This window comes from Glycomyces salinus (assembly GCF_016428645.1).
GTDB lineage: Bacteria > Actinomycetota > Actinomycetes > Mycobacteriales > Micromonosporaceae > Glycomyces > Glycomyces salinus.
The window spans coordinates 18,579-42,425 of the sequence record NZ_JAELXW010000038.1 but is presented as its reverse complement, the minus strand read 5'-3'; the positions used below and the strand labels follow the sequence as shown (position 1 = coordinate 42,425).

Sequence of the window (23,847 nt, the reverse complement as noted above, 5' to 3'; positions counted from 1 at the left end):
TAGCCGATCGGGCCGTGCCGGTCACGACGCGGCCGCCGGGCCCAGCGGGGCCAGGCGGCGGATCTCGGCGGCCGCCAGGCGGGCGGCCTCGGCCGCGTCGTCGTCCGGCTGCTGCTGGGAGCGGCGTTCGGCCTCGACGCGCCGCAGGTAGACCTCGACCTCGCGGGCCCGGCGCGGCTCCTCCCAGCCCAGGACCTCCCCGGCCAGGGCCGCGGCGTCCATCGCCGCCCGGGTGCCCCGGTCGAAGGACTCGATCGAGACCCGCAGCCGCCGGGTCAGGACGTCGTCGAGATGGAGCGCGCCCTCGGCGCGGGCGGCGTAGACGACCTCGGCCCGCAGGTAGTCGGCGGTGCCAGGCAGCGGACGCCCCAGCTGCGGCTGCTCGGCCACCAGACGCAGCAGCCGCGGCGCGAGGTTCCCGTAGCGGCGCAGGAGGCGCTCGACCGTAGCCACCGGCACCCGGAACCGGCGCGCCAGGGCCGACCGGTTCGCCCAGTACGTCGCGAAGCCGTCCGCGCCCAGCAGCGGCAGCAGGTGCGTGAGGCTCGGCGGCACCTCCCGGCCCAGGCGCTCGGCCGCGCGGTCCACCGCGTCGCGCGCCATCACCCGGTAGGTAGTCAATTTGCCGCCGGCCACGAAGAACAGGCCCGGATCGGGCTCGACCACCGTGTGCGTGCGGCTCAGCTTCGAGGTCTCCTCGCTCTCCCCGTAGAGGAGGGGCCGCAGCCCGGCGTACACGCCCTCGACCTGGCTCACGTCGAGGCGCTTGCGCAGGACCGCGCCGGCCTGATCCAGCAGGTAGGCCACGTCGCTGGCGCTGGCCGCCGGGTGGGCCGGGTCCAGCTTCCAGTCGGTGTCGGTCGTGCCGACGATCCAGTGCCCGTCCCAGGGGATGATGAACAGGACACTCCACTTCGTCCTGGTGATGATCCCGGCGTTGCCGTCGATGGCCTCGGCCGGAAGGACCAGGTGGACGCCCTTGGAGGCGCGCACGGCCATCCCCGAGCGCTCGGGCACCAGCCCCGACAGGTCGTCGCTCCAGACCCCGGTCGCGCACACGACCGTCCGCGCCCGCACCCGGAAGCGCTCGCCCGACTCCACATCGACCAACTCGGCCCCGGCTGCTCGGCCGTCCGCGCGGACGAAGTCGACCGCCTCGACCGAGGGGACGACGGCGGCTCCCAGCGAGGCCGCCGTGCGCGCGAGCGTCACCACCAGGCGGGCGTCGTCCACCCGGCCGTCGAAGTAGCGGATCGCCCCCCGGACGTCCCCGGCCAGGTCGGGGAACGCCAGGTGCGCGGCCGCCCTGCCCAGGTGCCGGTGCCAGGGCATTCCCCGACCGGAGCCGAGGGCGGTGGCCAGCACGTCGTAGGCGGCCACCCCGGCCCCGTAGTAGAGCCGCTCCCAGACGTCCTTGAGCGGCAACAGGAACGGCACCGGCCGCACCAGGTGCGGCGCCAGGTGCTCGCTCAGCAGGCCCCGCTCGGTCAGGGCCTCGCGCACCAGGCCCACCTCCAGCTGCTCCAGGTACCGCAGCCCGCCGTGCACCAGCTTGCTCGACCGCGACGATGTGCCCGAGGCGAAGTCCCGCGCCTCGACCAGCGCCGTCCGCAGTCCCCGGCTCGCCGCGTCCACCGCCGCCCCCGCGCCGGTCGCGCCGCCCCCGATCACCAGCACGTCGAAGTGATCGCTCCGCAGCCTGTCCAGATCGGAGCGCCGCCGCTCCGGCGAGAGCCGGCCGGACTGCGAACGGGGCCAAGCGGTGAGCGTGCTCATGCCTTCACGATACTGAAATCAGCGTGACCTGGGGTTGCATCAGGTTCACAGGACTTAGGTACCGTATAGACGTGGTCTCTTCCCCCCGATGGAGCCCGCGACGGATCACCGAGCTCGCCCAGCGCATCGAAAGACGACTGACCCTTCCGGTGGTGGTGGCCGTGCTCGCCTCCATCCCCGCGGTGTTCCTCACGATCTGGTCCGACGGCGAGTACGCCCTGGCCGGGCAGGTCATCGGCTGGGCCTCCGGCGCCGTGCTGTGGGCGGAGATGGTGGTCCTCCTGCTCGCGGCCGAGCACAAGCGCCAGTGGCTGCTGCGCCACAGATGGCTGCTCGCCGTCTGCGGCCTCACGCTGATCAGCCTCGTCCTGGCGGCCGGCGGCGCCCAGCTGCTGCGGCTGCTGCGCCTCATCGGCTCGATCCGCCTGCTGCGCGCCAAGCGCATCATCACCGCCGCCCAGGTCCTCGACCGCCGCTTCAGCTTCGGCCTCTGGTGGCGGTCGGCCGTGTTCGCCGTCTTCGGGATCATCGCCGCCGTGTTCGTCGCCGTCGTCCTGACCGACCCCACCGCCGAGTACCTCAACCTGCTGTCCTGGCTCGACCACAACCTCGAACTGATCCCCATCGTCTTGGCCGGGGTCATCCTCGCCGGAGCGACCTGGCTGGTCATCCGCACCCGCTCCGAAGACGAGGAGAACGAACCCGAATGACGTAAGCTCGTGCCGTGGATACCGACGTCATCACCTTGTCAGGGCTGAAGGTTCACGGCCGCCACGGCGTGTTCGAACACGAGCGGGAGACCGGGCAGGACTTCATCGTCGACGTCGCACTCACCACCTCCACGGCCGCGGCCGCCGCCACCGACGAGCTGGCCGCGACCGTCGACTACGGCACCCTGGCCGACACGCTCGCCGGCATCGTCCGCGGCGAACCGTGCAACCTCATCGAGACCCTCGCCGAGCGGCTCGCGTCCGCCTGCCTGGCCGACGAGCGCGTCCGGCGCGTCCGGGTCACCGTCCACAAGCCCCACGCGCCCATCGAGCAGCAGTTCGCCGACGTCGCCGTCACCATCGAGCGCGCGCGGGCCGGGGAGGGGGACCGGTGAGCCGCGTCGTACTCAGCCTCGGCTCCAATCTCGGCGACCGCGAGGCCCACCTCGCCGCCGCCCTCGGCGCGATCGCCCCCGAACTGGTCTCCGAGGTCTACGAGACCCCGCCGTGGGGCGGCGACGACGACCAGCCGGCCTACTACAATGTCACCGCCGTGGCCGCCGACCCCGGTCGCGGCGCCGACGACTGGCTCGAACTGGCCCAGGAACTCGAGATCGCCGCCGGCCGCGTCCGCGACCCCGAGCGCCCCTACGGGCCCCGCACCCTCGACGTCGACCTCATCGCCGTCTGGGACGCCGACGGGAGCCCCGTCCGGCGCGCCGAACCGCGCCTCGAACTGCCCCACCCGCGCGCCCACCTCCGCGCGTTCGTGCTCGTGCCCTGGCAGGCGGTCGACCGCGACGCCGAGCTTCCCGGAAGAGGCAGGGTGCGCGAATTGCTGCGGGAGCCGGGCCTTGCGGCGGACGCGCGCGCACTGCGCAGGCTGCACCCGATATGGTCGGAGCATCATGAGTGACGACAAGCACGGTCCCCAGCCGAGCCTGAGGCCGACAGCACCGTCGACCCTCGCCGTCAGCGCCCTGGTGGGCGGCGCGCTGACGCTCCTGGTCGTCACCCGCTACTACCAGCAAGTACCCGACCTCGCCTGGTACAACTCGGCGGCCATCATCGCGCTGGCGGTGCTGCTGGCCTGGCTGGCGCTGAACACGAAACGAACGCTGAACCCGAATTCGCGACGCTCGCAGGCGGCGGTGTCGGAACGGTCCGAGGCCCCCGCGCCCAGTACCGTCCGCGGCCCCGAGCACGCGCTCCAGATCGCCCGCCTCGCGGTGCTCGGGAAGGCCGCCTCGATCGCTGGGGCCGCCTTCACCGGTGCCTACCTGGGCTTCGCGATCTGGCTGGCCGTACAGAGCGACAGGCTGACCGCGGCCTCGGACGACCTGCCCACGGCCGTCCTCGGGACCGTCTCCTGCGTCGCGCTGACCGCCGCCGCGCTCTGGCTCGAGCGGTCCTGCAGGATTCCCCCCTCGCAGGACGACTCGGAGGACCGGCCACCCGAATAGCCGCACAGATCCCGGTTTCATCCCATCCGGCACAATTCGCATATTTTGCGCGTAATGAGGTGCGCCATATGAAATTCGACACCCCAAATCGAGACGGCGAACAAGACAAGACCTCATCTCAGGACGTCCTGTCCGAGACGCCGACCGACCGCATGGCAGTGCACGTGGTCTGGGAGATCGGACTGCTGCTGCTGGGCGGCGGCGTGCTGTTCGCGCTCACCCAGTCGTCGGGCGGGCCCTTCGCCGAGTCCTCCTGGAGCGGCTTCATGGCCGCTCTCGTGCCGCTGCTGCTGCTGGCCTCGGCCGTGTCCACGTCCCTGCGCGTCGGCGCGATCAACCTCGCCGCGGGGCCCATAGCGCTCCTGTCGGCCTGGATCTTCGTGGACGCCTCCAGCTCGGGGTCGGCCATGGCCCTGGGCATGGGCCTGGGGGCGGCCCTGTTCATCGGGATCGTCCTGGCCACGCTGTGCGCGTGGCTGCGGGTGCCCGGATGGGCCGCCAGCGGCGCCGTCGGCGGCGCCATCGGACTGTGGGCGGGCGCGGCCGGAGAGCCGGGCCAGTTCATGCTCGCCGAGCTGCCGTCCACCGGCGTGCTCGCGGCCCTGGCCGCCGCGGCGGGCCTGTCTATCTTCCTGGGCCTGGTCGGCGCCTTCGCCGGCGTCCGCGAGCGGCTCGCGCCGATCCGCGACACCCCGGTCGGGGAGCGCCACGGGCGCGGCGGCCTGGTGTTCTTCGGGACGCTCTTGTCGGTGGGCATGGCCGGGGCGGCCGGCGTGCTGGCGGCCTGGACCGCGGTCCCCGAACAGGGCGCGGCCGCGCTGCCCGACCCGATCCTGCTGTCGGTCCTGGCGCTCGGGGCGGCCCTGCTGGGCGGCACCAGCCTGCTGGGCCGGCGCGGGGGCGTGGCCGGGACCGCTTTCGCCGCGGCGCTGCTGCTGGCGATGACGTGGCTGTCCGAGGCCCGCGACTGGAACTTCGAGCCCGGCTGGATCGCGCTCAGCGCGATCGTCATCGGCTTCCTGGTGACGCACCTGGTGGAGGCCATGAACACCCCCGACGACTCGGAGCTCGAGTCGACCAGCCGCGCCGGGGAGGTCGGCGACCTGCGCGAGACCGACCCGGTCGACGCCGAGCAGGGCCAGTTCACGGCTCGCGAGCATCGCCAAGGGGGCGACGAGCCGTTCGCGGAGTACGACGAGGACCTGGCGGCGGTCGGCAACGGCCGCGACCCGTGGGCGACGACCACCGGCGGCTTCCCGCGGGCCGGGGCCGACCCGTTCGGCGCCTCGGGTGTCTTCGACAACCTGCGGGAACCGAACTCGCGGAGCGATTACGGCTACGAGCCGCAGGGCGGGCCCGGCTACGATGACGCCGACCGGCGATTCGGACGCTAGATCCCGATTCGGCCAGAACCATCCCCCTCCACGCAAGAGGAAACTCCATTGACGTACATACCCCCTGAACGAGGCGACGACTCAGGCGGCGGCGACCGGCTCGACCAGACGCAGAAGCTGACCGGCGCCCCGGCCCTGCCGAGCGTCGGCAACGGCGTGGACGAGGGCGGGCAGGCGAGCCCGTTCGACCCGGCCCCGGCCGCCCCGTTCGCCGCCGACCGCGGCGGGCCCGAGTTCCCGGCGCCGCCCGCCGAGGAGTCGAGGCCGCCGCGCGACCGGATCGTCTTCCAGCTGGTCTGGGAGGCGATCCTGGTGCTGCTGACGGCGAACGCGCTGTTCCTGGTCTACCAGCAGCGGGACGAGATCTTCGGGGGCGCCTCCCCGATGGACGCGGCGAGCTCGGAGCTGCGGAGCCTGGCCCCGCTGCTGCTGCTCGTGACGGCCCTGGGGCTCTCGCTGCGCCTCGGGGCGGTGAACCTGTCGATTCCGGCCGTGGCCTACCTGGTGCTGGCGGTGCCGTCCCTGTTCGTCGGGGACGACCCGTGGATCGGCCTGGGGATGACCGCGGCCGCCGCCGCGGCGGTCACGGTCCTGTTCGTGCTGCTGGTGCTCGTGCTGCGCCTGCCGGCGTGGATGGCGGGCCTGGCCTGCCTGTTCACCGTCGGAGCCTCGGTCCAGGTCCTCCAGTGGCTCTCGGCCGAACTCGGCTTCGACTCCGTCTCCGGCTGGAGCGCCCCCGACGGGCTGTGGTTGCTCGGCGGCACGGCCGCCGTCTCGGTCGCCGGAGGGCTGCTCGGCCTGCTCCCGGGGGTGCGGGACCGCTTCAGCCGGGTCAAGGGCGCCGTGGAGGGCACCGAGAGGCGCGACGCGGCCTCGGTCTTCGCCCTCATCGGCGGCACGTTCCTGTCGGTCCTGCTGGCCGGGATCGCAGGATTCCTCCCGGCGGCGTTCGGGTCCGCCGAGGCGAGCTCCCAGAGCGTCCTGGTCGGTATGTTCACCTTCTCCACCTCGTCGATGGTGGCGCTGACCCCGTTCGTGCTCATCGCGGTGCTGCTGGGCGGCACGAGCCTGTGGGGCCGCCGCGGCGGCATCGCCGGATCGGCGCTGGCCACGGTCACGCTGTGGGCGGTCATCCAGGTCTGGGGAAACCTCGTCCCGCCGGCCTCGGACCCCGACCTGTTCTCCCGGTGGACCGGGGCCCTGTACGCCGCGATGCTGCTGGCGGGCCTGGTCGTCTCCTTCGGGCTCGACCGGCTGGGACGGCCGAAGGAGAAGCCGACCGAACCCGAGACCACGACCGAGATGCCCGGCGAGCCGGTCCCGTTCAGGCCGGAGACGAGCGGACTGTTCGCGCCCGACGGCGGGCCCGACCAGAACGGCGCGCCGCACCCGGCCCAGCGACTGTGACCGGGCAAGTCAGACGACGACGACCCTGATCCCGGCCTCCTCGAAGGCCCTGAGCTGCTCCGGCGGCGCGTTGCCGTCGGTGACCAGGGTGTGGATCCGGTCGGTCGCGCAGATCCTCGCGAAGGCGTGGCCGCCGATCTTGGAGCCGTCGGCGATCACCACCACCTTGCGGGCGCGGGCGGCCATCAGCGCGTTGATGGCCGCCTCGCCCTCGTGGTGGCTGGTCGCGCCCAGCTTGATGTCGACCGCGTCCACCCCCAGGAAGGCCATGTCCAGGGTGATCTCGCGCAGGATCGGCGCGGCCAGCGGCCCGATCAGCTCGTAGGACTGCGGGCGCACCACCCCGCCGACCACCACGACCTTCAGGTGCGGGCGCACGATCAGCTCGTTGGCGATGTTCAGCGCGTTGGTCACTATCGTCAGCCCGGTCGAACCGGGCGTGGCCACCAGGTCGGTGCGGGTGGCCAGGGACCGGGCCACCTCGGTGATCGTCGTCCCGCCGTTGAGCGCGATCACCTGACCGGGTCCCACCAGCCCGGCGGCGGCCCGGCCGATCCGGTGCTTCTCCTCGACGTGGCGGGCGGTCTTGTAGCGCAGCGGCAGGTCGTAGGAGATCCCGCCGGCGACCGCCCCGCCGCGGGTGCGGGTGATCATCTGCTGCTGGGAGAGCTGATCGAAGTCGCGGCGGATCGTCGCCTGCGACACTTCCAGTCGTTCGGCGGCGTCCTCCACGGTGATCCGTCCGGTTTCGGCGAGGATCTCCAGCAGGGTGTTCCACCGGGCATAGCGGTCCACGGCTCTCCTCGGGTCGGTATCGCGGCGGGCGGCCGCGGCCTGCAAGATATTGTTCGAAACTAGGTCGACATTGCGCGAGCCGTGACTGTTGCGGGCTCGCACGCTCATCATTCTGCCGCACCGGCGTGAGCTGTCACACGGCGGACCGAAACGAAGGAGTGCCAGTGGAAGGCGTCTTGCTGCCGGACGTGGGCCGGATCGTCACCCCCGACGGGGTGGTGAACGGGGCCCTCGTCGTCGAGGGCGACCGCGTCGCGGCCATCGAGGAGCGGCCCGGAGAGCCCACCGGGTGGGTCCTGCCCGGCTTCGTCGACATCCACTGCCACGGCGGGGGAGGGCATTCCCTGGCAGGCGGCGATCCCGCCGCGGCGCGGGCCGCGGCCGCCTTCCACGCCTCCAGGGGGACGACCTCCCTGGCCGCCTCCATGGTGTCCTCGACCCACGAGTTCCTGCTCGACGCGACCCGGGCGCTGCGGCCCCTGGTCGAGGACGGCACCCTGATCGGGCTGCACTACGAGGGCCCCTACATCTCCGCGGCCAAGTGCGGCGCGCACGCCGTGTCGGTCCTGCGCGCGCCCGACCTCGGCGAGATCGCCGAGCTGATCGAGGCCGGCGGCGGGGCGGTCAAGATGGTCACCATCGCGCCCGAGCTTCCGGGGGCGGTCGAGGCCATCGAGTTCCTCGACGGGCGCGGCGTGGTCGCCTCCATCGGGCACACCGACGCCAGCTACGAGCAGACCGCGGCCGGGATCGACGCGGGCGCGCGCTCGGCCACGCACCTGTTCAACGCCATGCGGGCCTTCGACCACCGCGACCCGGGGCCCATCCCCGCGCTCATCGCCGACGAGCGGATCTTCTCCGAGGTCATCGCCGACCCGGTGCACCTGCACCCGGGCACGATGCGCTACGCGTTCGACGTCTCCCTGCCGGGCTGGACCATGCTCGTCTCCGACGCCATGGACGCCGCCGGGCTCGACGACGGCTCCTACACGCTGGGCCGCCACACCGTCGAGGTCTCCGGCGGTGTCGCCACCGTCGCCGGGACCGACACGATCGCCGGGTCGACGATCACCCTGCTGGACGCGGTGCGCAACGCCGTGACCCTGGCCGGGCAGTCCATGACCGCCGCGGTGCAGATGGCCGCGGCCACCCCGGCCGAGCTGCTGGGGCTGACCGACGTCGGCGCCCTCGAACCGGGCAAGCTGGCCGACGCGGTCGTCCTCGACGACGACCTGCGCCTGATCTCGGTCATGCGCCGCGGCGTCTGGCTCGAGATCTAATCGTAGTAGAAACCGCCGGAGGCGCCGATCAGCACGTAGATCAGGCAGAAGGTGAAGAACGAGACGATGCCCAGCACCAGGCCGGCGATCGCGACGTTCTTGTTCGTCGCTTGTGACCGATTGGCGCGGCTCCAGCCGACCGCGCCGAACACGATCGCCAGGACCCCGAGCGGCCAGGTGAAGACGTTGAGCCCGGGCACGAGCGACAGCGCCACCGCGATGACCCCGCACACCAGTCCGGCGGTCCCGAGTCCGTTGCGGGGCCGCTGGTCGTAGAGCGGTCCGTCCCCGTTGTACGGCGGCGGGGGAGGAGGCGGCGGCGGAACCGGTCCGCCCCCGCCGCCCGGCCGGCCCTCCTCGGGCCGCTCGGGCTCGGGCGGCCCGGGCATCGGCGGGTCCTGCGTGGTCATGGCGTCCTCCTCGGATCCGACATGTCCCGCAACGTAGCCGACCGAGCGGCGCCGCGCGGCGATTCGGATGATCTGGACGCCCCTGGACGGATCGGAATCGGCTTCGGATTTTTTCCCGGTTGCCCTTTACTACCCGTCAGTATGCGAGTAGAAATGAGTTACGGATCCTGAAGGACTCACCGGGGACATGGTCTCCGCAGACCGGAGGGATTCGTGCGCAGCCGCCGAGCACCCACGTGCGACACGAGCCGTCGGGAGGCACAGCGGGTCCGGCGCCTAGGAGCAGGACACCGCAGTCTAAGACTTCACGCTTGGTAACTCGGTTCGGAAGCGACAGCAAGTTGAGCGGCCCGGTCGACGTCTAACCGACCGGGCCGCTTCGCTGCTCACGGGCGTTCTCAGCGTCCTGTGAGAATACTGCTTCCTTGAGCGTTGTTGCTCGGGTTGGATGGTTCGCTCTCCGCCCGCTCGGGCTGGAGTCCTGGACCGGCAGTCTGGTCCGGAGGCGATCGGCCCGTTCCTGGAGGATCTGTCTGACCCGCGTGTACGGGGTCCACAGGGAGATGTCGGGGTCTCCATACCGTTCCAGGACGTTGATCGCAGCCGCATGGTCTGCCTGCCACTCCTCCCCGCACCGGGTGCAGTGAAGCCGTTCCCCCGCACGTTCGCCGAGAATCCGGCAGCAGGGGGCGACTTGTGAGGTGTAGGCCGCGTTGACCAGCGTGAGCGCAGAACCTCTGCGCTCCGACACGCTGTGCAGTGCTTCGGCCGTCACGCCCTTGGTCCAGGCGGCGAGACGGCGGTTGGTGTTCCTCCCCAACTTCTTCCGAGAGGTGAAAGTCCGGGTGAGGTCTTCGGCGATGACATGGTTCGCCTTGTCGATGAGGGAGTGAACGGCGGTGAAGGTGAGAGTCCGCACGCGCGGTTCGAAGCGGGCTTGGCGACGGCGGCGCTTGACGCCGCCCAGGTTGTTCTTCTTGATACGGTCGGCTTTAGCTTCGTCACCGATCTCGCGGGCCTTGTCGGCAATGGAGCGGATCTTCGCTCTGCGGGCGTTCTTGACCATCAGGTAGTCGGATTCGCCGCGCAGTATGGTTCCCAGGTCGTCACCGTGGTGGACGCCGTCGGAGTCGGTGAGTACTTCGGTGTAGCCCTTGTCTATGCCGATGGCGATGGTACCGCAGGGCCGGGTCTCTCTCAGGTCGGTCGCCTCGATGGCATAGTGCACCTCGACGCGGCCTTGGCGGAGGATGAGTCGTAGTGTCCCGGTGGGTGCGACAGTGGTGTTCAGTGGGATCGCGATCTTCTGCCTGCGCTGGAGGCCGGGGACGTCGATCCACACGTTGCCGTCCGCCATGGTCCAGGTGCGGTACTGGTCAGAGCGGACCACGATCTGGTTCGCCACACGGGAGACTCCGTGCTTGACATGCTTGCGCATCATGCGGGCCAGGAAGGCGTCGTTCTGCCAGCGGCCGTATTTGAGTTTGATATATGCCTGCTTGCGTTCGGATTCATCCCTCTAGCGGCGCCGTACCGCCTGGCGCACTTTGGTCTTGCCCGCTTCGCGGTGCGCGGTGATGCCGGCTACCGCATCGCGAACCGTCTCCTTCCAGGAGTTGGCGAGTACACCGAAGGTGTTGGCGGTGCCGTCAGCCATCCATCTGTCCCGGATGGTGCGGTCCCGCACTCCGTCCCGCACGGGGGACCCGTACCGTTTCCACACCAGCGCGCGGACTCGGCCGAGGCGGCGTGCTTGTTCGGTGAGCTGGGCGTACTTCCCAGCGTTGAGTCGATGGCTGTAGGCGACGCGGGTGACCTTCACCGGGCGCCACCGGAGGTGAGGTCGTGCTTAAGGGCCTTCGTATAGCGGCGCAAGCCCGATAGGCGGCTTGAGAAAGTGTGCACGATAGCCAGCAAGTCCTGGACCATCTCCTCGGGCGGGGACAGCGATTCTTGGTTCGCGACGACGATCTCGCAGCCGTGCTTGTCCGCCACATGCTCCAGGTACTCGAAGCCGAATCTGGCGAGCCGGTCCTGGTGGGCGACGACCACGGTGGCGAGCTCCCCCCGCTCGATCGCATCCATCAGCGCAAGGAACTGCTTCCGCTTGAGATCCATTCCCCCGCCCACCTCGCGCACCCACTCATCCACAGCCAGGCCGCGGCCCCGGCAGAACTCCTCCATCGCCTGCACCTGGGAAGCGAGAGCGTCCATCTGCCCCCGCGAGGACACCCGGCAGTACACGACAACCCTGCGTGACGAGTCGTCGAATCCAGGATGGAGGACACGCCGCACATCGGAATCGGTGAAGTACCGCTGCCCTGACGCTGTCCGCCGCACGGTGATACGACCCTCCCTCTCCCACCGGCGAACAGTCGAAGTGGAACGGCCGACACGCTTCGCGAACTCCCCGATCCGATACATGTTATCTATTCTACACAGCTCTGAGTAAGTTTGAACAAGAACCAGTGACTAGTTGGTATCTCCCTGGGACCGGTCGGAAACAGCTGCAAGAATGGGCGTCGATGACCAAGATCGAACCCGGCTGGTACCCGGACCCCGCCGACCACGCCGTGCAGCGCTACTGGAACGGCTCGGCCTGGGTCGGCAAGCCGGTCCCCGCCGACGCCGAGCCGCCGGCCGAGCCGGAGCCGGTCGACCCCGCGCCCGAACCCGACTCCCCGGAGTCGGCCAAAGTGGAGGGCGCGACCGTCGCGGGCATGAGCGACTTCCCCGACGGGCCGCCCCAGATCATCCAGCGCCGCCCCGGGATGACCCAGCCGCCCGACACGGTACCCATCCGCAGCCTCGGCATCACCGTCGGATGGCTCGCCAACAAGGACGTCGACCGCATCCTCGCCGGACGCGTCCTCGCCCACCCCGGCACGCGCCTCGTCGCCCGCCTCGTCGACTTCCTGTGCCTGCTCGGGCTCAACGCCGTGGTCAACGGCTACTTCCTGTGGCAGTTCATGGAGTCCCTGTGGCCCGCGATCCAGCAGACCGCCCAGGGCGCCGCCGCCGACGAGGTGCGGATCCCCGACTCGGTCTCCGACAACTACTGGATCGCGATCCTCATCGGCCTGGGCCTGTGGTTCGCCTACGAGGTGCCGGCGACGCTCAACTCCGGCCAGACCATCGGCAAGCGGCTCATGGGCATCCGCGTCGAACCGATCGGCCCGGTCGCCTTCGGCTGGGGCCGGATGCTGCTGCGCTGGTCCTACATGGGGTTCCTGATGATCTGCTTCCCGTTCGGGCTGATCTTCTGGGTCCTGGACGGGATATGGTGCATCCGGGACCGGCCGTTCCACCAGTGCCTCCACGACAAGTCCCCCGGTACCGTCGTGGTCGAGGTGCCACGAGAGAAGGAGCCAGACCGATGACCGAGCCCCTGCGAGCCGACCTGGAGTCGATCCCGACCTACGTGCCGGGCGCCGCCCGGCCCGACGCGCTGAAGCTCTCCAGCAACGAGGTGCCCTACGGGCCGCTGCCCGGCGTCCCCGAGGCCATCGCCGAGGCCGCGACCCGCACCCACCGCTACCCCGACCTGGCCGTCGCCGAACTGCGCGAGACCCTCGCCGGGCGCCTCGGCGTCGAGTCGGCCCGGATCGCCACCGGCACCGGCTCGGTCGCCCTCATCGGGCACCTGATGGCGGCCATCGGCTCGCCCGGGTCCGAGGTGGTCTACTCCTGGCGGTCCTTCGAGGCCTACCCGATCGCCGCGACCGTCGCCGGGGTCCGCAGCGTCCAGGTCCCCAACACGCCCGACCACCGGCACGACATCGCCGCGATGGCCAAGGCCGTCGGGCCCGACACCCGCGCGGTCGTCGTGTGCAGCCCCAACAACCCGACCGGGCCGGTCGTCACCGCCGACGAGCTCGACGAGCTCTACGACGCGGTCGACGACTCGGTGCTGATCGTCATCGACGAGGCGTACCGGGAGTTCGTGACCGACCCCGACTCCCCGGACGCGATCGAACGCTACGGCGACCGCCCCAACACGGTGGTCTTCAGGACCTTCTCCAAGGCGTGGGGGCTGGCCGGGCTGCGCGTCGGCTACATGGTCGCCGCGCCCGAGGTCGCCGAGGCGGTGCGCAAGTGCACGATCCCCTTCGCGGTCAACGTCGTCGCGCAGTACGCGGCGCTGGCCGCGCTCAGGGCCGAAAGGGAGATGCGCCGCCGGGTCGGCCTGGTCGTGGCCGAACGCGAGCGCGTTCTGGAGGCGGCGCGCCGGATCGTGCCGGACGTGCCCGATTCGCAGGCCAACTTCATCTGGCTGCCGTTCGGGGCGGACTCGCGGCCGTTCGCCGAGCACTGCGAGGGGCGGGGGATCCTGGTGCGCCCCTTCGCCGACGGCGTGCGGGTGACCCTCGGAAAACCCGAGGATAACGACGCGATGCTGTCCTCGCTGCGCTCGTTCTCGCGGACGAACGAATCGTAGATCTCAGTCAGGGTCTGCTTCTGCTTGGCCGTCAACTCGGGGTCGGTCACGATCGCCAGCGGCGTCGCCGAGCCCTCGTCGGGGCCGAAGCCCGCGCGCAGGTACATGATGGGGGTGGTCATCCGCAGGGCTGCCGCCACCTGGCGCAGCACTGCCGAACTGGGGCGGCGCACGCCGCGCTCCCCCTGCAGGTACGGGTTGGCGACCCCGGACTGCTCCGACAGCTGGCGGAATCCGACGTGCGCGCGTTTGCGCACGTCGCGGATGAATGAACCAATGTCGCGATCTGTCACCCGCGTCACCATACGCGCCCCAGGTCGGAGCCGCAAGCCGGGTCTTCCCGGCGCCCGCCTGGGCCATGAATCAGTTGATCCCGAGGCCGAGCCGATCGGTCCCGCGGGACGGTGCCGCATCACCCGAACAGTGGATGCGAGCGCGACTCGCGGTGCTGTCACGTCTCAACCGCTCGCCGTGGCGGGAAACCGCCCGATACCATCAGAGGTCGACGCATTGAATAACACAGGGACCGCGTCACCGCTCTGGTGGGCGTCAAACGAGGAGGATAGCCGGTGAGCGTTCTGCAACGCTTGGAAAAACAACTGGAGGGCCTGTTCGAGGGCACCTTCAACAAGATGTTCAAGGGCGTTGTGCACCCGGTCGAGATCGCCAGCGCCATGCAGCGCGAGGCGGAGACCCACAAGGCCGTGCTGGCCGGTGGCCGGGTCCTGGTCCCCAACCGCTACGTCATCGACCTCTCGCCGCCGGACCACGACCGGCTGGCCCCGTACGCGGCGGCACTGGCCCAGGAGCTGGCCCAGTCCCAGGCCGAGTTCATCGGCGAGAACGGTTGGACCGTCTACGGCGACGTGATCGTCGAGATCGAGCGCGGCGAGGGCCTGGACACCGGGATGTTCCGGGTGACGGCCGAGGTCGCGGCCCTCAACGAGGGCGCCGACTCCTCGCAGCCGGTCTCCGGCGGTGGCGGCGGCTACGGGCCCTCGCACCAGCCGGCCCCCTCGGGCCCGGTGCTGGTGGCCGCCGACGGCCGCCAGTTCACCGTCGCGCACGGGGCGACCGTCATCGGCCGCGGCGAGCAGGCGCAGATCCGGCTGCCCGACGTGGGCATCTCGCGGCGGCACGTGCGGGTCGACTTCGACGGCCGGCAGGTCTCGGTCACCGACCTGGGCTCGACGAACGGGACCTTGGTCAACGGCCAGCGGGTCACCACCGTCTCGATGCAGCCGGGCGACGTGATCCAGATCGGGACCACGTCGCTGACGCTCCAGGCCGGCTAGGGGGACGCGCCGGGCCCGCGAGCGGTGCGCCGGGTTCGCGGCTCTCCCTCCGCTCCGGCTCGCGCCTGTGGGCTACCGTGTTCGGGACCAGTCCATTGTTCGCAGGGAGCGCAGCATGCCCGACATAGTCCAGGCCGTAGCCCGCTTCGGGTTCCTCCTGCTGCTGTGGCTGTTCGTGTTCGCGGCGGCCCGCACGGTCACCAAGGACCTGCTGGCGCAGCGCCGCCCGGCTCCCGCCGGCGGCCCCGGCCCGACCGGACCGGTCTCGGCCCCGCCGGCCCCGGCCCGCCCCGGCAAGGGCGCGCAGACGGCGCAGTGGCTGGTGGTGACCAGCGGCGAGCTGGCCGGAAGGCGCTTCGTGCTGTCGGGGCAGCCGATCTCGATCGGCCGCGCCCCCGACTCGACGATCGTCATCCGCGACGACTTCGCATCCAACCGGCACGCGCGCGTCGCGCCCCGCGAAGGGCAGTGGATGGTCGAGGACCTGGGTTCGACGAACGGCACCTACCTGGGCCGCGCTAGAGTCACACAACCGACCCCAGTGCCCTTGGGGGTCCCGATCCGGATCGGGCGTTCATCATTCGAGCTGCGGGCCTAGTGCCTCCCTACGGCGGTTGATTACATGAGTTTGCACCTGCGATACGCGGCGGTCTCGGACCGCGGCGTGGTGAGGCAAGGCAACCAGGACTCCTTGTACGCCGGCCCCCACTTCATCGCGGTGGCCGACGGCATGGGAGGCATGGCGGCCGGGGACCTGGCCTCGGCGATCGTGATCAACACGATCGCGAGGCTGGACGAGCCGCCGCCGGCCGATTCGGTCGCCGACGAGCTGGCCGACACCATCGCCGAGGCCAACCGGGCCATCCGCCGCGTCGTCGCCGACGACCCGCAGAAGGAGGGCATGGGGACCACCCTGACGGCCATGTGGTTCGACGGCGAGTGGTTCAACATGGTGCACATCGGCGACTCCCGCGCCTACCGGATGCGCGACGGCGGCTTCGAGCAGATCACCGTCGACGACACCTACGTGCAGATGCTGGTCGATGAGGGCCGCATCACCGCCGAAGAGGCCGAACGGCACCCCCAGCGCTCCCTCCTGCTGCGCGCCCTGGGCGCCAGCGAGGTCGAGCCGGCCTTCCAGACCCTCAAGGGCGTGCCCGGTGACCGCGTCCTGCTGTGCTCGGACGGGCTGACCGGCCCGGTCTCCGACGCCGACATCGCCCTGACCCTCCAGGGCGCCGAAAGCCCCGACGAGGCGGTCGAGTCGCTGGTCTCCCAGGCCCTGGAAGCCGGGGCCCCGGACAACGTGACCGTCCTGATCGCCGACGTCGTCGAGGACGACCCGGGCGAGCAGGCCGCGATCATCGGCGGGGCCGCCGCCGACGCGCGCCTGGCCGAGTCCGACACCGCCGTGCTCCCCACGATCAAGCGCGGCGAGCAGGACGATGACGACCCGGCCGAGGACGGCGAGGCCGACCCGGCCGAGGAGGAGACCCGCACCGAGCGCGGCCGGGCCGGACGCGTGTGGCGCACCGTGCTCGGCGCCACCGTGATCGCCGCGATCGCCGTCGCCGGGGGCCTGTGGTGGCTGCGCGCGCAGTACTTCATAGGCGTCTCCGAGGCCGGCAACATCAGCGTCTTCCGCGGCGTCCCGGTGGAGGTCGCCGGCGTGCAGGCGGCCTGGCTGGAGGTCGAGTCCGAACGCCCGGCCGCCGACGCGGTCGAGGAGGTGCGGGCCGAGCTCGACGAGGGCATCGGCGCCGACGGACTCGACGGCGCCCAGTCCGACCTGGCCGAACTGACCGACGCCTCCGCTGCCAACGACAACCTGCTGCCCCTGTGCTCCTCGGGGGACGGCCAAGGCGACTCGGTCCCCGCGGCCTCACCGGACTGCCGGGAGGACTGAGCGGCCCCAATGTAGGCTCGCAGCGTCGAATCCGAAGTCGTGAGGGGAGCATGATGGCGCAGCCGATGTCGGCCACGGCCAAGCCGATCGCCCCGTCGGAGCCGCCGCTGACCCCCCTGTCGGGCATGCCGCGGCGCATCGGCAGGCAGCTGGCGCTCATCCTGCTCGGCGGCGTCGCGGTCTTCGCCTTCCAGATCGCCGCCGACATGGGCTTCAACGACAAACAGACCAGCGTCGCCACCTTCGCGCTGCCGGCCGTGATCACCCTGGTGTCGTTGGCGGCCTGGGGCGCCACCGCCGCCCTGGCGCCCTACTCCGACCCGCTGCTGGTGGGCATCGCCACGCTCGTGTCCGGGTTCGGCATCGTCCTGATCCGCCGGATCTCCTACACCTACAGCGAGAACGCCATCGAACCCGACGCCGGGCTGTTCGCCGGCCTCGGCGGCAGGCAGCTGATCTACTACATCGGCGGCGTGATCGTCTTCGGGATCTTCCTGGCGGTCGTCCGCGACCACCGCGTCCTGCGCGGCTACGCCTACATCCTGCTGTTCGCCGGCATCGCCTTCGCAGCGCTGCCCGGTTTCCTGCCTGCCTCGATCTCCGAGGCCGGCGGCTCGAAGAACTGGATCCGGCTCGGCCCGATCTCGGTCCAGCCCAGCGAGTTCGCCAAGCTCATGCTGCTGGTCTTCTTCGCGGTCTACCTGATACGCAAGCGGGACGTCCTCCAAGTGGCCGGCAACAAGTTCCTCGGCCTCCAGTTCCCGCGCCTGAAGGACCTGGGGCCCATCGTGGTCGTATGGGCGGCCTGTCTGGGTCTGCTGGTCCTCGAGCGCGACCTGGGCACCTCGCTGCTGCTGTTCAGCATCTTCCTGTCGATGCTCTACATGGCGACCCGCCGGGTCTCGTGGATCCTCATCGGCCTCGGGCTGTTCTTCGGCGGCTGCGTGGCGATCTACCCGTTCTTCTCCCACCTGCAACTGCGCGTGCGGATCTGGCTCGACCCGTTCAACGAGCAGTTCCGCGACGGCGACTCCTACCAGCTGGTGCAGGGCCTGATCGGCATGAACGACGGCGGCCTGCTGGGCACCGGCCCCGGCCAGGGCCGCCCCGACCTCGTCCCGGCCGCCGAATCCGACTTCATCCTCGCGATCGTCGGCGAGGAGGTCGGGCTCATCGGCCTGACCGCGCTGCTGGTGCTGTACGCGGTCTTCGTCGAGCGCGCCATGAAGACCGCGGTGATGTCGCGCGACCAGTTCGGCAAGCTCGTGGCCGGAGGGCTGGCCTTCCAGGTGGCGTTCCAGCTGTTCATCGTGTGCGGCGGCGTCACCGGCCTGATCCCCATGACCGGCCAGACCACCACGTTCCTCGCCGCGGGCGGGTCGTCCCTGCTGGGCTCGTGGATCATGCTGGCGCTGCTGGTGCGCGTCTCCGACGACGCCCGTAAACCCTGGCAGGTCTCCTACGGCCTCCAGAAGACCGAGGCGCCCCCCGAGTTCCTGGCCGAGCAGGCCGCCAAGCGCGCCGCCGAGGAGGCCGAGAAGGCCCAGGCGGCCGGGGTCGGCCAGTCCGAGGGACCCGTACCGGGCGGCGACCAGCCGACCCAGATGATCATCTCCGGACCCGCCCGCGAAGGTCCCACCGGCGCCCCGACCTCCTCGCCGCCGGGAACGCCGATGAGCCCGCCCCCGGGCCCGCCGACCAGGCCCGCGCCGAACGGGGTCCCCCAGCGGCCGCAGAACGGCCCGCCGCCCCCGACCGGTCCCGACAGGAAGGAAAGCGAACGGTGAACCCCGCGCTCCGCCGCGCCGGCATGGTCGCACTCATCCTCCTGGGCGCGCTCCTCGCCCAGGTGACATGGGTGCAGTTCTTCAACCACGCCGAATACGACGCGGTCAACAACCGGACCCTCTTCGAGGAGTACGAGGTGCCGCGCGGTCAGATCCTGGCCGGGGACACCGTGATCGCCCAGTCCCTGGAGACCCCCGAGGGCGCCGCCTACGACTACTACCGCGACTACCCCGAGGGCGACTACTTCGGCAACATCACCGGCTTCAAGTCGATGTTCCGGGGCGCCAGCGCGATCGAGGAGTACGAGAACGACGTCCTCAACGGCTCCAGCTCGCTCTTCCTGCTCGACGAGATCGGCTCCACCTTCACCGGCGAGGAGCAGATCGGCGGCAACGTGGTCCTCACCCTCGACGCCGACCTCCAGCGGACCGCCTACGACGCGATCGCGGAGACCGGGGTGATCGGCGGAGCGGTCGTGATCGACCCGCGGACCGGCCGGATCCTCGCCGAGGCCTCATATCCGGGCTGGAACCCGACCGACATCGCCTCCAACGACCCCGACGTCGCCAACGCCGCCTGGGCCGAGCTGCTGGAGACCGAGGGCAACCCCGGCGAGGACAAGACCCGCTCCAACTTCTACCCGCCCGGATCGACGTTCAAGACCATCGTCGCCTCGGCCTACATCGAGAACGGCGGCTCGGCCGACGACATGGTCCCGGCCGGCAACGGCTACACCGCCCCCGACACCGAGCACGAGATCACCAACTCCAGCGACCAGTGCCCGCAGGAGGAGCTGACCCTCCGCGAGGCGTTCAAGCGCTCCTGCAACACCACCTTCGCGCGGATGTGCGTCGAGGAGCTGAGCGAGGACGACATCACCGAGACGGCCGCCGCCTACGGCTTCGGCGAAGCCTGGGAGACCCCGCTCGACACCGAGCCCTCCAAGACCGGCGACATCTCCGAGGACGCCTTCCGGGCGCAGGCGTGCATCGGCCAGCAGGAGGCGCGCGAGACCGTCCTCCAGAACGCCATCATCGCCGCGGCCATCGCCAACGGCGGCGAGATCATGGCGCCGCAGGTGGTCTCCGAGATCACCGACCCCGACGGCGAGACCCTCGAACGCCGCGGCGAGGAGTCGGCCGGGCGGGCCGTCTCCGGCTCCACCGCCGAGCAGATGCAGGAACTCATGGAGGCCGTCACCGAAGAGGGCGGCACCGGGTCGTCGGCGAACTTCTCCGGGGCCACCGTCGGCGGCAAGACCGGCACCTCCGAGCACAGCACGGGGGCCGAGGGCTCCGAGGCCGAACACGGCTGGTTCCACGGCTGGGCGATGTCCGAAGACGGCGACGAATCCGTCGCCGTGTGCGTGTTCCTCAACTCCTACGGCCCGGGCGCCTCGGCCAAGGCCGCCGAGATCAGCGGCGACCTCATGGAGCAGGCGCTGAGCGGGGACTGACTACACTGGGGCGGACCCCCGGAGACAACTAAGGAGCACGCCGTGTTGAGCCCCGATATGCGCCTCGGGCAGCGCTACCGCCTCGCCTCGCGCATCGCGGTCGGCGGCATGGGCGAGGTCTGGAGGGCCGAAGACACCGTCCTGGAGCGGGAAGTGGCCGTCAAGGCCCTGCTGCCGTCCCTGCTGAACGAGCCGGGCTTCGCCAAGCGGTTCGCCGCCGAGGCCAAGACCGTCGCCGCGCTCTCGCACCCGAACGTGGTGAACGTCCACGACTACGGGGAAGCCGAGCTGCCCAGCGGCGACACCACCGCCTACCTGGTCATGGAGTACGTCGACGGGACGTCGCTGCACGACATGATCTCCCAGCGGGGCCGGATCGACCCCGCCCAGATGATGCCGATCGTCGCCGCGGTCGCCGACGCGCTCCAGCACGCCCACGACCACGGCGTGATCCACCGCGACATCAAGCCCGGGAACATCCTCATCCGCTCCTCGGACGGCCGGGCGGTCCTGACCGACTTCGGCATCGCCCGCTCGGGAGCGTCGGGCGACCTGACCCAGACCGGCGCGGTCATGGGCACCGCCTCCTACATCGCCCCCGAGCAGGCCGAGGGCACCGGCGTGCTGCCGGCCTCGGACATGTACTCGCTCGGCGTGGTCGCCTTCCACGGGCTGACCGGCAAGCGCCCGTTCGACGCCGAGAACCCGATCGAACTGGCCCTGCACCACGTGCGCACTCCCGCCCCGCCGCTGCCGCCGGACCTGCCGCCGGGCGTGAGGGCGTTCGTGGAGCGGGCCATGAGCAAGAACCCCGCCCACCGGTTCTCCACCGGCACCGACATGGCCTCGGCCGCCCGGGCCGCGCTGACCGCGCGCCCGCCGACCTCGGTGATGCCGAACATGCAGCAGCTCCCGCAGGGCGCGGGCGTGGTCGGCATGGGCGGACCCACCGCCGCGGTGGCCGAACCGCAGCCCGGCCCGCAGCCGCCTCCCGGCCCCCAACCGGGCCGGATCGACCTCGGCTCGCCCCCGCCCGCCCCGAGCGGCGGCGGCGTCAACAAGTCCCTCGTGGCAGCGCTTGTGGGCATCGTGGCACTGGTCCTGGTGGGCGGTATGGTGTGGCTGGTACTGCAGAACAGCGGCGACGAGGACCCCGAGGGCGGTTCCTCGGATAACACCGAGACGTCCGAAGTGACGGACGAGACCACAGAGGATGCAACCGAACCGTCCCCTCAACCGTCTGAGAACCAGACCGCGGATGACCGGGAGTCGCCTGGACACGGTTGCCTCGATCCGGCAGCGTGCCGCCGATAGAGGCTGTTCGGGGAAGCGGCTACGACTAGAATCAATCCGCGATGAAACGGAACACGAGGACGTAGAACGTGACGACAGAGCCCCGCCTGCTCGGCGGCAGATACGAGATCGGCGAGGTCATCGGCTACGGGGGGATGGCAGAAGTCCACCGTGGTCGTGACCTGCGTCTCGGCCGCGATGTGGCGGTGAAGCTCCTGCGCTCCGATCTGTCCCGCGACGAGTCCTTCCTCACCCGGTTCCGCCGCGAGGCGACCAACTCGGCCTCGCTCAACCACCCCAACATCGTCGCCGTCTTCGACACCGGCGAAGAGCACGGCGTCCCCTACATGGTCATGGAGTTCGTCGGCGGCCGGACCCTCAAGGAGGTCCTGCTCGCCGAGGGCCGCTTCGACTACGTCACCGCCTGCGAGATCGTCGCCGACATGTGCTCGGCGCTGGACTTCAGCCACAAGCACCACATCATCCACCGCGACGTCAAACCCGGCAACGTGATGCTGTCGGAGACCAACCAGGTCAAGGTCATGGACTTCGGCATCGCGCGGGCGCTCGCCTCCGGCCAGGCCACCATGACCCAGACCAGCGCCGTGATCGGCACCGCCCAGTACCTCTCGCCCGAGCAGGCCAGGGGCGAGGCCGTCGACGCCCGGTCCGACGTCTACGCCGCCGGGTGCCTGCTCTACGAGCTGCTGGTGGGCCACCCGCCGTTCACCGGCGACAACCCGGTCTCGGTCGCCTACCAGCACGTGCGGGAGGACGCCCGGCCCCCCTCGGAGCTGAACCCGAACGTCCCGGCCTCGGTCGACGCCGTGGTCATGAGGGCCCTGGCGAAGAACCCCGACAACCGGTACCGGTCGGCCGGGGACATGCGCGAGGACCTGCTGCGGGCCGCCCGCGGCGAGGCGGTCGAGGCCCCCATGGTCATGGGCGCCGACGCTCGCACCCAGATCATCGGCGGCGGCCCCGACTCGACCGAGCCGATCACCCCGATCGAGCCGAGGCGCTCGCGCAAGCGGCCGTGGCTGATCGCCCTCGGCATCATCGCCGCACTAGCACTGGTCGGCCTCGGCACCTTCGGCATCATGCGGGCGATCACGGCGCCGACAATGGTGGCCGTCCCGGACGTGGTCGGAGACCCGATCGAGGCCGCACAGGAGGACGTCGAAGCGGCCGGGTTCGAAGTCGAAATCGAAGAGGAGACCGCGGACTCCTCCGAAGCCGAGGGCCTCGACAGCGTCACCGACCAGGACCCGCCCGGGGGCCAGGAGGAGGAACAGGGCTCCACGGTCACCCTGACGGTCCTGCGGGCCCCCGAACAGGTCTCCGTCCCCAACGTCGTCGGGGACCAGGAGGACGAGGCGACCGAGACGCTGGAGGGACTCAATCTCGAGGTCGAGGTCGAGCCGCAGCAGAGCTCGGCCCCCGAGGGCCAGGTCCTCGGCCAGGATCCTGTGGACGGCGAAGAAGTCGACCCCGGGACGACGGTGACGCTGACGGTCTCCGGCGGCGGCGAGTCGCAGGTGCCAGACGTGAGGGACACCCTTGTCGACTCGGCCGTGAACCAACTGCAAGAAGCGGGATTCGAAGTCGAGGTCCAGTACGACGACGGCGGCAGCACCGTGGGGGTCGTCTACGAGCAGAACCCCGGCGCCGGATCGACCGAGCCCGACGGCACCACGGTCACCATCACTGCCAGGGGCATCACCGTGGAATGGGGAGCCGAGACCACTGTCGGCGAGCTCCAGTCGACCCTCGAAGGCGAGGGTCTGACCGTCAACGTCGAGGGCGACGACCCCGAAGCGCTGGTCGAGTCGGTCTCGAACGATGACGGTGCGATCACCAGCGGCAATGTAGTGGCCCCGGGGAGCACGGTGACCATCACCGCCGCTGAGGACGACGGCGGTGGCGGCGGAGGCGACGACGAGACCCCCACTGACGATGAAACCCCCTGCACCCCGCCGCTCTGCGAAGACGACGGCTGATGACGAAAACCCCGCCGGGGATCAATCCCGTGGCGGTCGGACCGGACGGTCGAGCGCGTAGGGACTGCCGCTGACGGTGGTACCCGGTTTGCGGCTGAGGAGCGCGGTGGCTCTGCTGTCGAATTCTCGGCCGAGGATGCCGAAGTCGGCGGCGCCGTCGTAGCGTTCGGCGGTCTCGATGACGATCCGGTGCGCGAGCGTGTCGGCCTCGCGGTAGGTGAGGCCGAGGGGGAGGGTGATCTTGAGGGTGTACGCCTCGTGCTCGAAGAGTTCGCCCAGGGTCTCCTCGCCGTAGGCGAGGTCGCGCTCGTAGAAGTCCCCGGTCGGTTCGCTCGTGTCCATCGCAGGCTCCCCTGTTCGTCATGCGTAGAATCTGAGTCGTGTGACATGTACTATAGCAATTAATATAGAACTTACAAGTTATGAACTACGTGTT

General features: G+C 70.6%; 23 protein-coding genes. 16 read left to right on the top strand and 7 right to left on the bottom strand.

What is annotated here, in order from left to right; all coding sequences use genetic code 11:
- Positions 1-21: 21 nt before the first annotated feature.
- Positions 22-1,776 (bottom strand): glycerol-3-phosphate dehydrogenase/oxidase, encoded by a 1,755-nt coding sequence (locus JFB92_RS12250; protein WP_199038675.1) that lies wholly within the window; start codon positions 1,774-1,776, stop codon positions 22-24.
- Between the two features lie 71 nt (positions 1,777-1,847).
- Between JFB92_RS12250 and JFB92_RS12245 the strand changes: the two genes are divergently transcribed.
- The 6 genes from JFB92_RS12245 to JFB92_RS12220 all read left to right on the top strand — a co-directional run bounded on the left by JFB92_RS12245 (position 1,848) and on the right by JFB92_RS12220 (position 6,750).
- Positions 1,848-2,486: a hypothetical protein gene (locus JFB92_RS12245; protein ID WP_199038672.1), complete on the top strand. Its 639-nt coding sequence runs from the start codon at positions 1,848-1,850 to the stop codon at positions 2,484-2,486.
- 14 nt (positions 2,487-2,500) lie between these two features.
- Positions 2,501-2,881 carry a dihydroneopterin aldolase gene (folB, locus tag JFB92_RS12240; RefSeq protein ID WP_199038669.1) on the top strand — a complete coding sequence of 127 codons (381 nt, stop codon included), beginning with the start codon at positions 2,501-2,503 and terminating at the stop codon, positions 2,879-2,881.
- Positions 2,878-3,402, top strand: coding sequence for a 2-amino-4-hydroxy-6-hydroxymethyldihydropteridine diphosphokinase (gene folK, locus JFB92_RS12235; protein WP_199038666.1), 525 nt, complete (start codon positions 2,878-2,880; stop codon positions 3,400-3,402). The genes folB and folK overlap by 4 nt, the downstream gene beginning before the upstream one ends.
- A complete protein-coding gene (locus JFB92_RS12230; protein WP_199038663.1) occupies positions 3,395-3,949 on the top strand; it encodes a DUF3180 domain-containing protein in 555 nt (184 codons plus the stop codon). Before folK ends, JFB92_RS12230 begins: the two co-directional genes overlap by 8 nt.
- A gap of 68 nt (positions 3,950-4,017) precedes the next feature.
- The gene (locus tag JFB92_RS12225) at positions 4,018-5,343 is read left to right on the top strand and encodes a hypothetical protein (protein ID WP_199038660.1); all 1,326 of its coding nucleotides are present in this window, start codon (positions 4,018-4,020) and stop codon (positions 5,341-5,343) included.
- A 48-nt stretch (positions 5,344-5,391) separates the two neighbouring features.
- Positions 5,392-6,750: a hypothetical protein gene (locus JFB92_RS12220; RefSeq protein ID WP_199038658.1), complete on the top strand. Its 1,359-nt coding sequence runs from the start codon at positions 5,392-5,394 to the stop codon at positions 6,748-6,750.
- 9 nt (positions 6,751-6,759) lie between these two features.
- On the opposite strand, the gene JFB92_RS12215 is transcribed toward JFB92_RS12220, so the two are convergent.
- Positions 6,760-7,545, bottom strand: a complete 786-nt coding sequence (locus tag JFB92_RS12215; RefSeq protein ID WP_199038656.1) for a DeoR/GlpR family DNA-binding transcription regulator — start codon at positions 7,543-7,545, stop codon at positions 6,760-6,762.
- Between the two features lie 164 nt (positions 7,546-7,709).
- Between JFB92_RS12215 and nagA the strand changes: the two genes are divergently transcribed.
- Entirely contained in the window at positions 7,710-8,825 is a 1,116-nt protein-coding gene (gene nagA, locus JFB92_RS12210; RefSeq protein WP_307789126.1) for an N-acetylglucosamine-6-phosphate deacetylase, read from the top strand.
- Here nagA and JFB92_RS12205 read toward each other — a convergent pair.
- The 4 genes from JFB92_RS12205 to JFB92_RS12190 all read right to left on the bottom strand — a co-directional run bounded on the left by JFB92_RS12205 (position 8,822) and on the right by JFB92_RS12190 (position 11,668).
- Positions 8,822-9,235, bottom strand: a complete 414-nt coding sequence (locus tag JFB92_RS12205; RefSeq protein ID WP_199038654.1) for a DUF4190 domain-containing protein — start codon at positions 9,233-9,235, stop codon at positions 8,822-8,824. The genes nagA and JFB92_RS12205 overlap by 4 nt on opposite strands.
- Before the next feature lie 361 nt (positions 9,236-9,596).
- Entirely contained in the window at positions 9,597-10,592 is a 996-nt protein-coding gene (locus JFB92_RS12200; RefSeq protein ID WP_199038652.1) for a zinc ribbon domain-containing protein, read from the bottom strand.
- 162 nt (positions 10,593-10,754) lie between these two features.
- Positions 10,755-10,892, bottom strand: a complete 138-nt coding sequence (locus tag JFB92_RS12195; protein WP_199038649.1) for a hypothetical protein — start codon at positions 10,890-10,892, stop codon at positions 10,755-10,757.
- A 161-nt stretch (positions 10,893-11,053) separates the two neighbouring features.
- Positions 11,054-11,668: an IS607 family transposase gene (locus tag JFB92_RS12190; RefSeq protein WP_199038788.1), complete on the bottom strand. Its 615-nt coding sequence runs from the start codon at positions 11,666-11,668 to the stop codon at positions 11,054-11,056.
- Between the two features lie 92 nt (positions 11,669-11,760).
- Between JFB92_RS12190 and JFB92_RS12185 the strand changes: the two genes are divergently transcribed.
- The 9 genes from JFB92_RS12185 (at position 11,761) to pknB (ending at position 23,411) form a co-directional block, all read left to right on the top strand.
- Positions 11,761-12,615, top strand: coding sequence for an RDD family protein (locus JFB92_RS12185; RefSeq protein WP_199038785.1), 855 nt, complete (start codon positions 11,761-11,763; stop codon positions 12,613-12,615).
- Complete coding sequence (hisC, locus tag JFB92_RS12180) at positions 12,612-13,673, top strand: histidinol-phosphate transaminase (RefSeq protein ID WP_199038646.1); 1,062 nt, start codon at positions 12,612-12,614, stop codon at positions 13,671-13,673. The genes JFB92_RS12185 and hisC overlap by 4 nt, the downstream gene beginning before the upstream one ends.
- 569 nt (positions 13,674-14,242) lie before the next feature.
- Positions 14,243-14,968 (top strand): FHA domain-containing protein, encoded by a 726-nt coding sequence (locus tag JFB92_RS12175; protein WP_199038643.1) that lies wholly within the window; start codon positions 14,243-14,245, stop codon positions 14,966-14,968.
- 115 nt (positions 14,969-15,083) lie between these two features.
- Entirely contained in the window at positions 15,084-15,566 is a 483-nt protein-coding gene (locus JFB92_RS12170; RefSeq protein ID WP_199038640.1) for an FHA domain-containing protein FhaB/FipA, read from the top strand.
- A gap of 24 nt (positions 15,567-15,590) precedes the next feature.
- On the top strand, positions 15,591-16,874 hold the full coding sequence (locus JFB92_RS12165) for a PP2C family protein-serine/threonine phosphatase (protein ID WP_199038637.1): 1,284 nt from the start codon (positions 15,591-15,593) through the stop codon (positions 16,872-16,874).
- Positions 16,875-16,927: 53 nt separating this feature from the next.
- Positions 16,928-18,661: an FtsW/RodA/SpoVE family cell cycle protein gene (locus tag JFB92_RS12160; protein ID WP_199038634.1), complete on the top strand. Its 1,734-nt coding sequence runs from the start codon at positions 16,928-16,930 to the stop codon at positions 18,659-18,661.
- Positions 18,658-20,118 carry a penicillin-binding transpeptidase domain-containing protein gene (locus JFB92_RS12155; RefSeq protein WP_199038631.1) on the top strand — a complete coding sequence of 487 codons (1,461 nt, stop codon included), beginning with the start codon at positions 18,658-18,660 and terminating at the stop codon, positions 20,116-20,118. Before JFB92_RS12160 ends, JFB92_RS12155 begins: the two co-directional genes overlap by 4 nt.
- Positions 20,119-20,160: 42 nt before the next feature.
- Positions 20,161-21,432: a serine/threonine-protein kinase gene (locus JFB92_RS12150; RefSeq protein WP_199038628.1), complete on the top strand. Its 1,272-nt coding sequence runs from the start codon at positions 20,161-20,163 to the stop codon at positions 21,430-21,432.
- A 68-nt stretch (positions 21,433-21,500) separates the two neighbouring features.
- Entirely contained in the window at positions 21,501-23,411 is a 1,911-nt protein-coding gene (gene pknB / locus JFB92_RS12145) for a Stk1 family PASTA domain-containing Ser/Thr kinase (RefSeq protein WP_199038625.1), read from the top strand.
- Positions 23,412-23,432: 21 nt separating this feature from the next.
- Here the strand turns inward: pknB and JFB92_RS12140 are convergent, their stop codons facing one another.
- Positions 23,433-23,753, bottom strand: coding sequence for a hypothetical protein (locus tag JFB92_RS12140; RefSeq protein WP_199038622.1), 321 nt, complete (start codon positions 23,751-23,753; stop codon positions 23,433-23,435).
- Positions 23,754-23,847 lie beyond the last annotated feature (94 nt).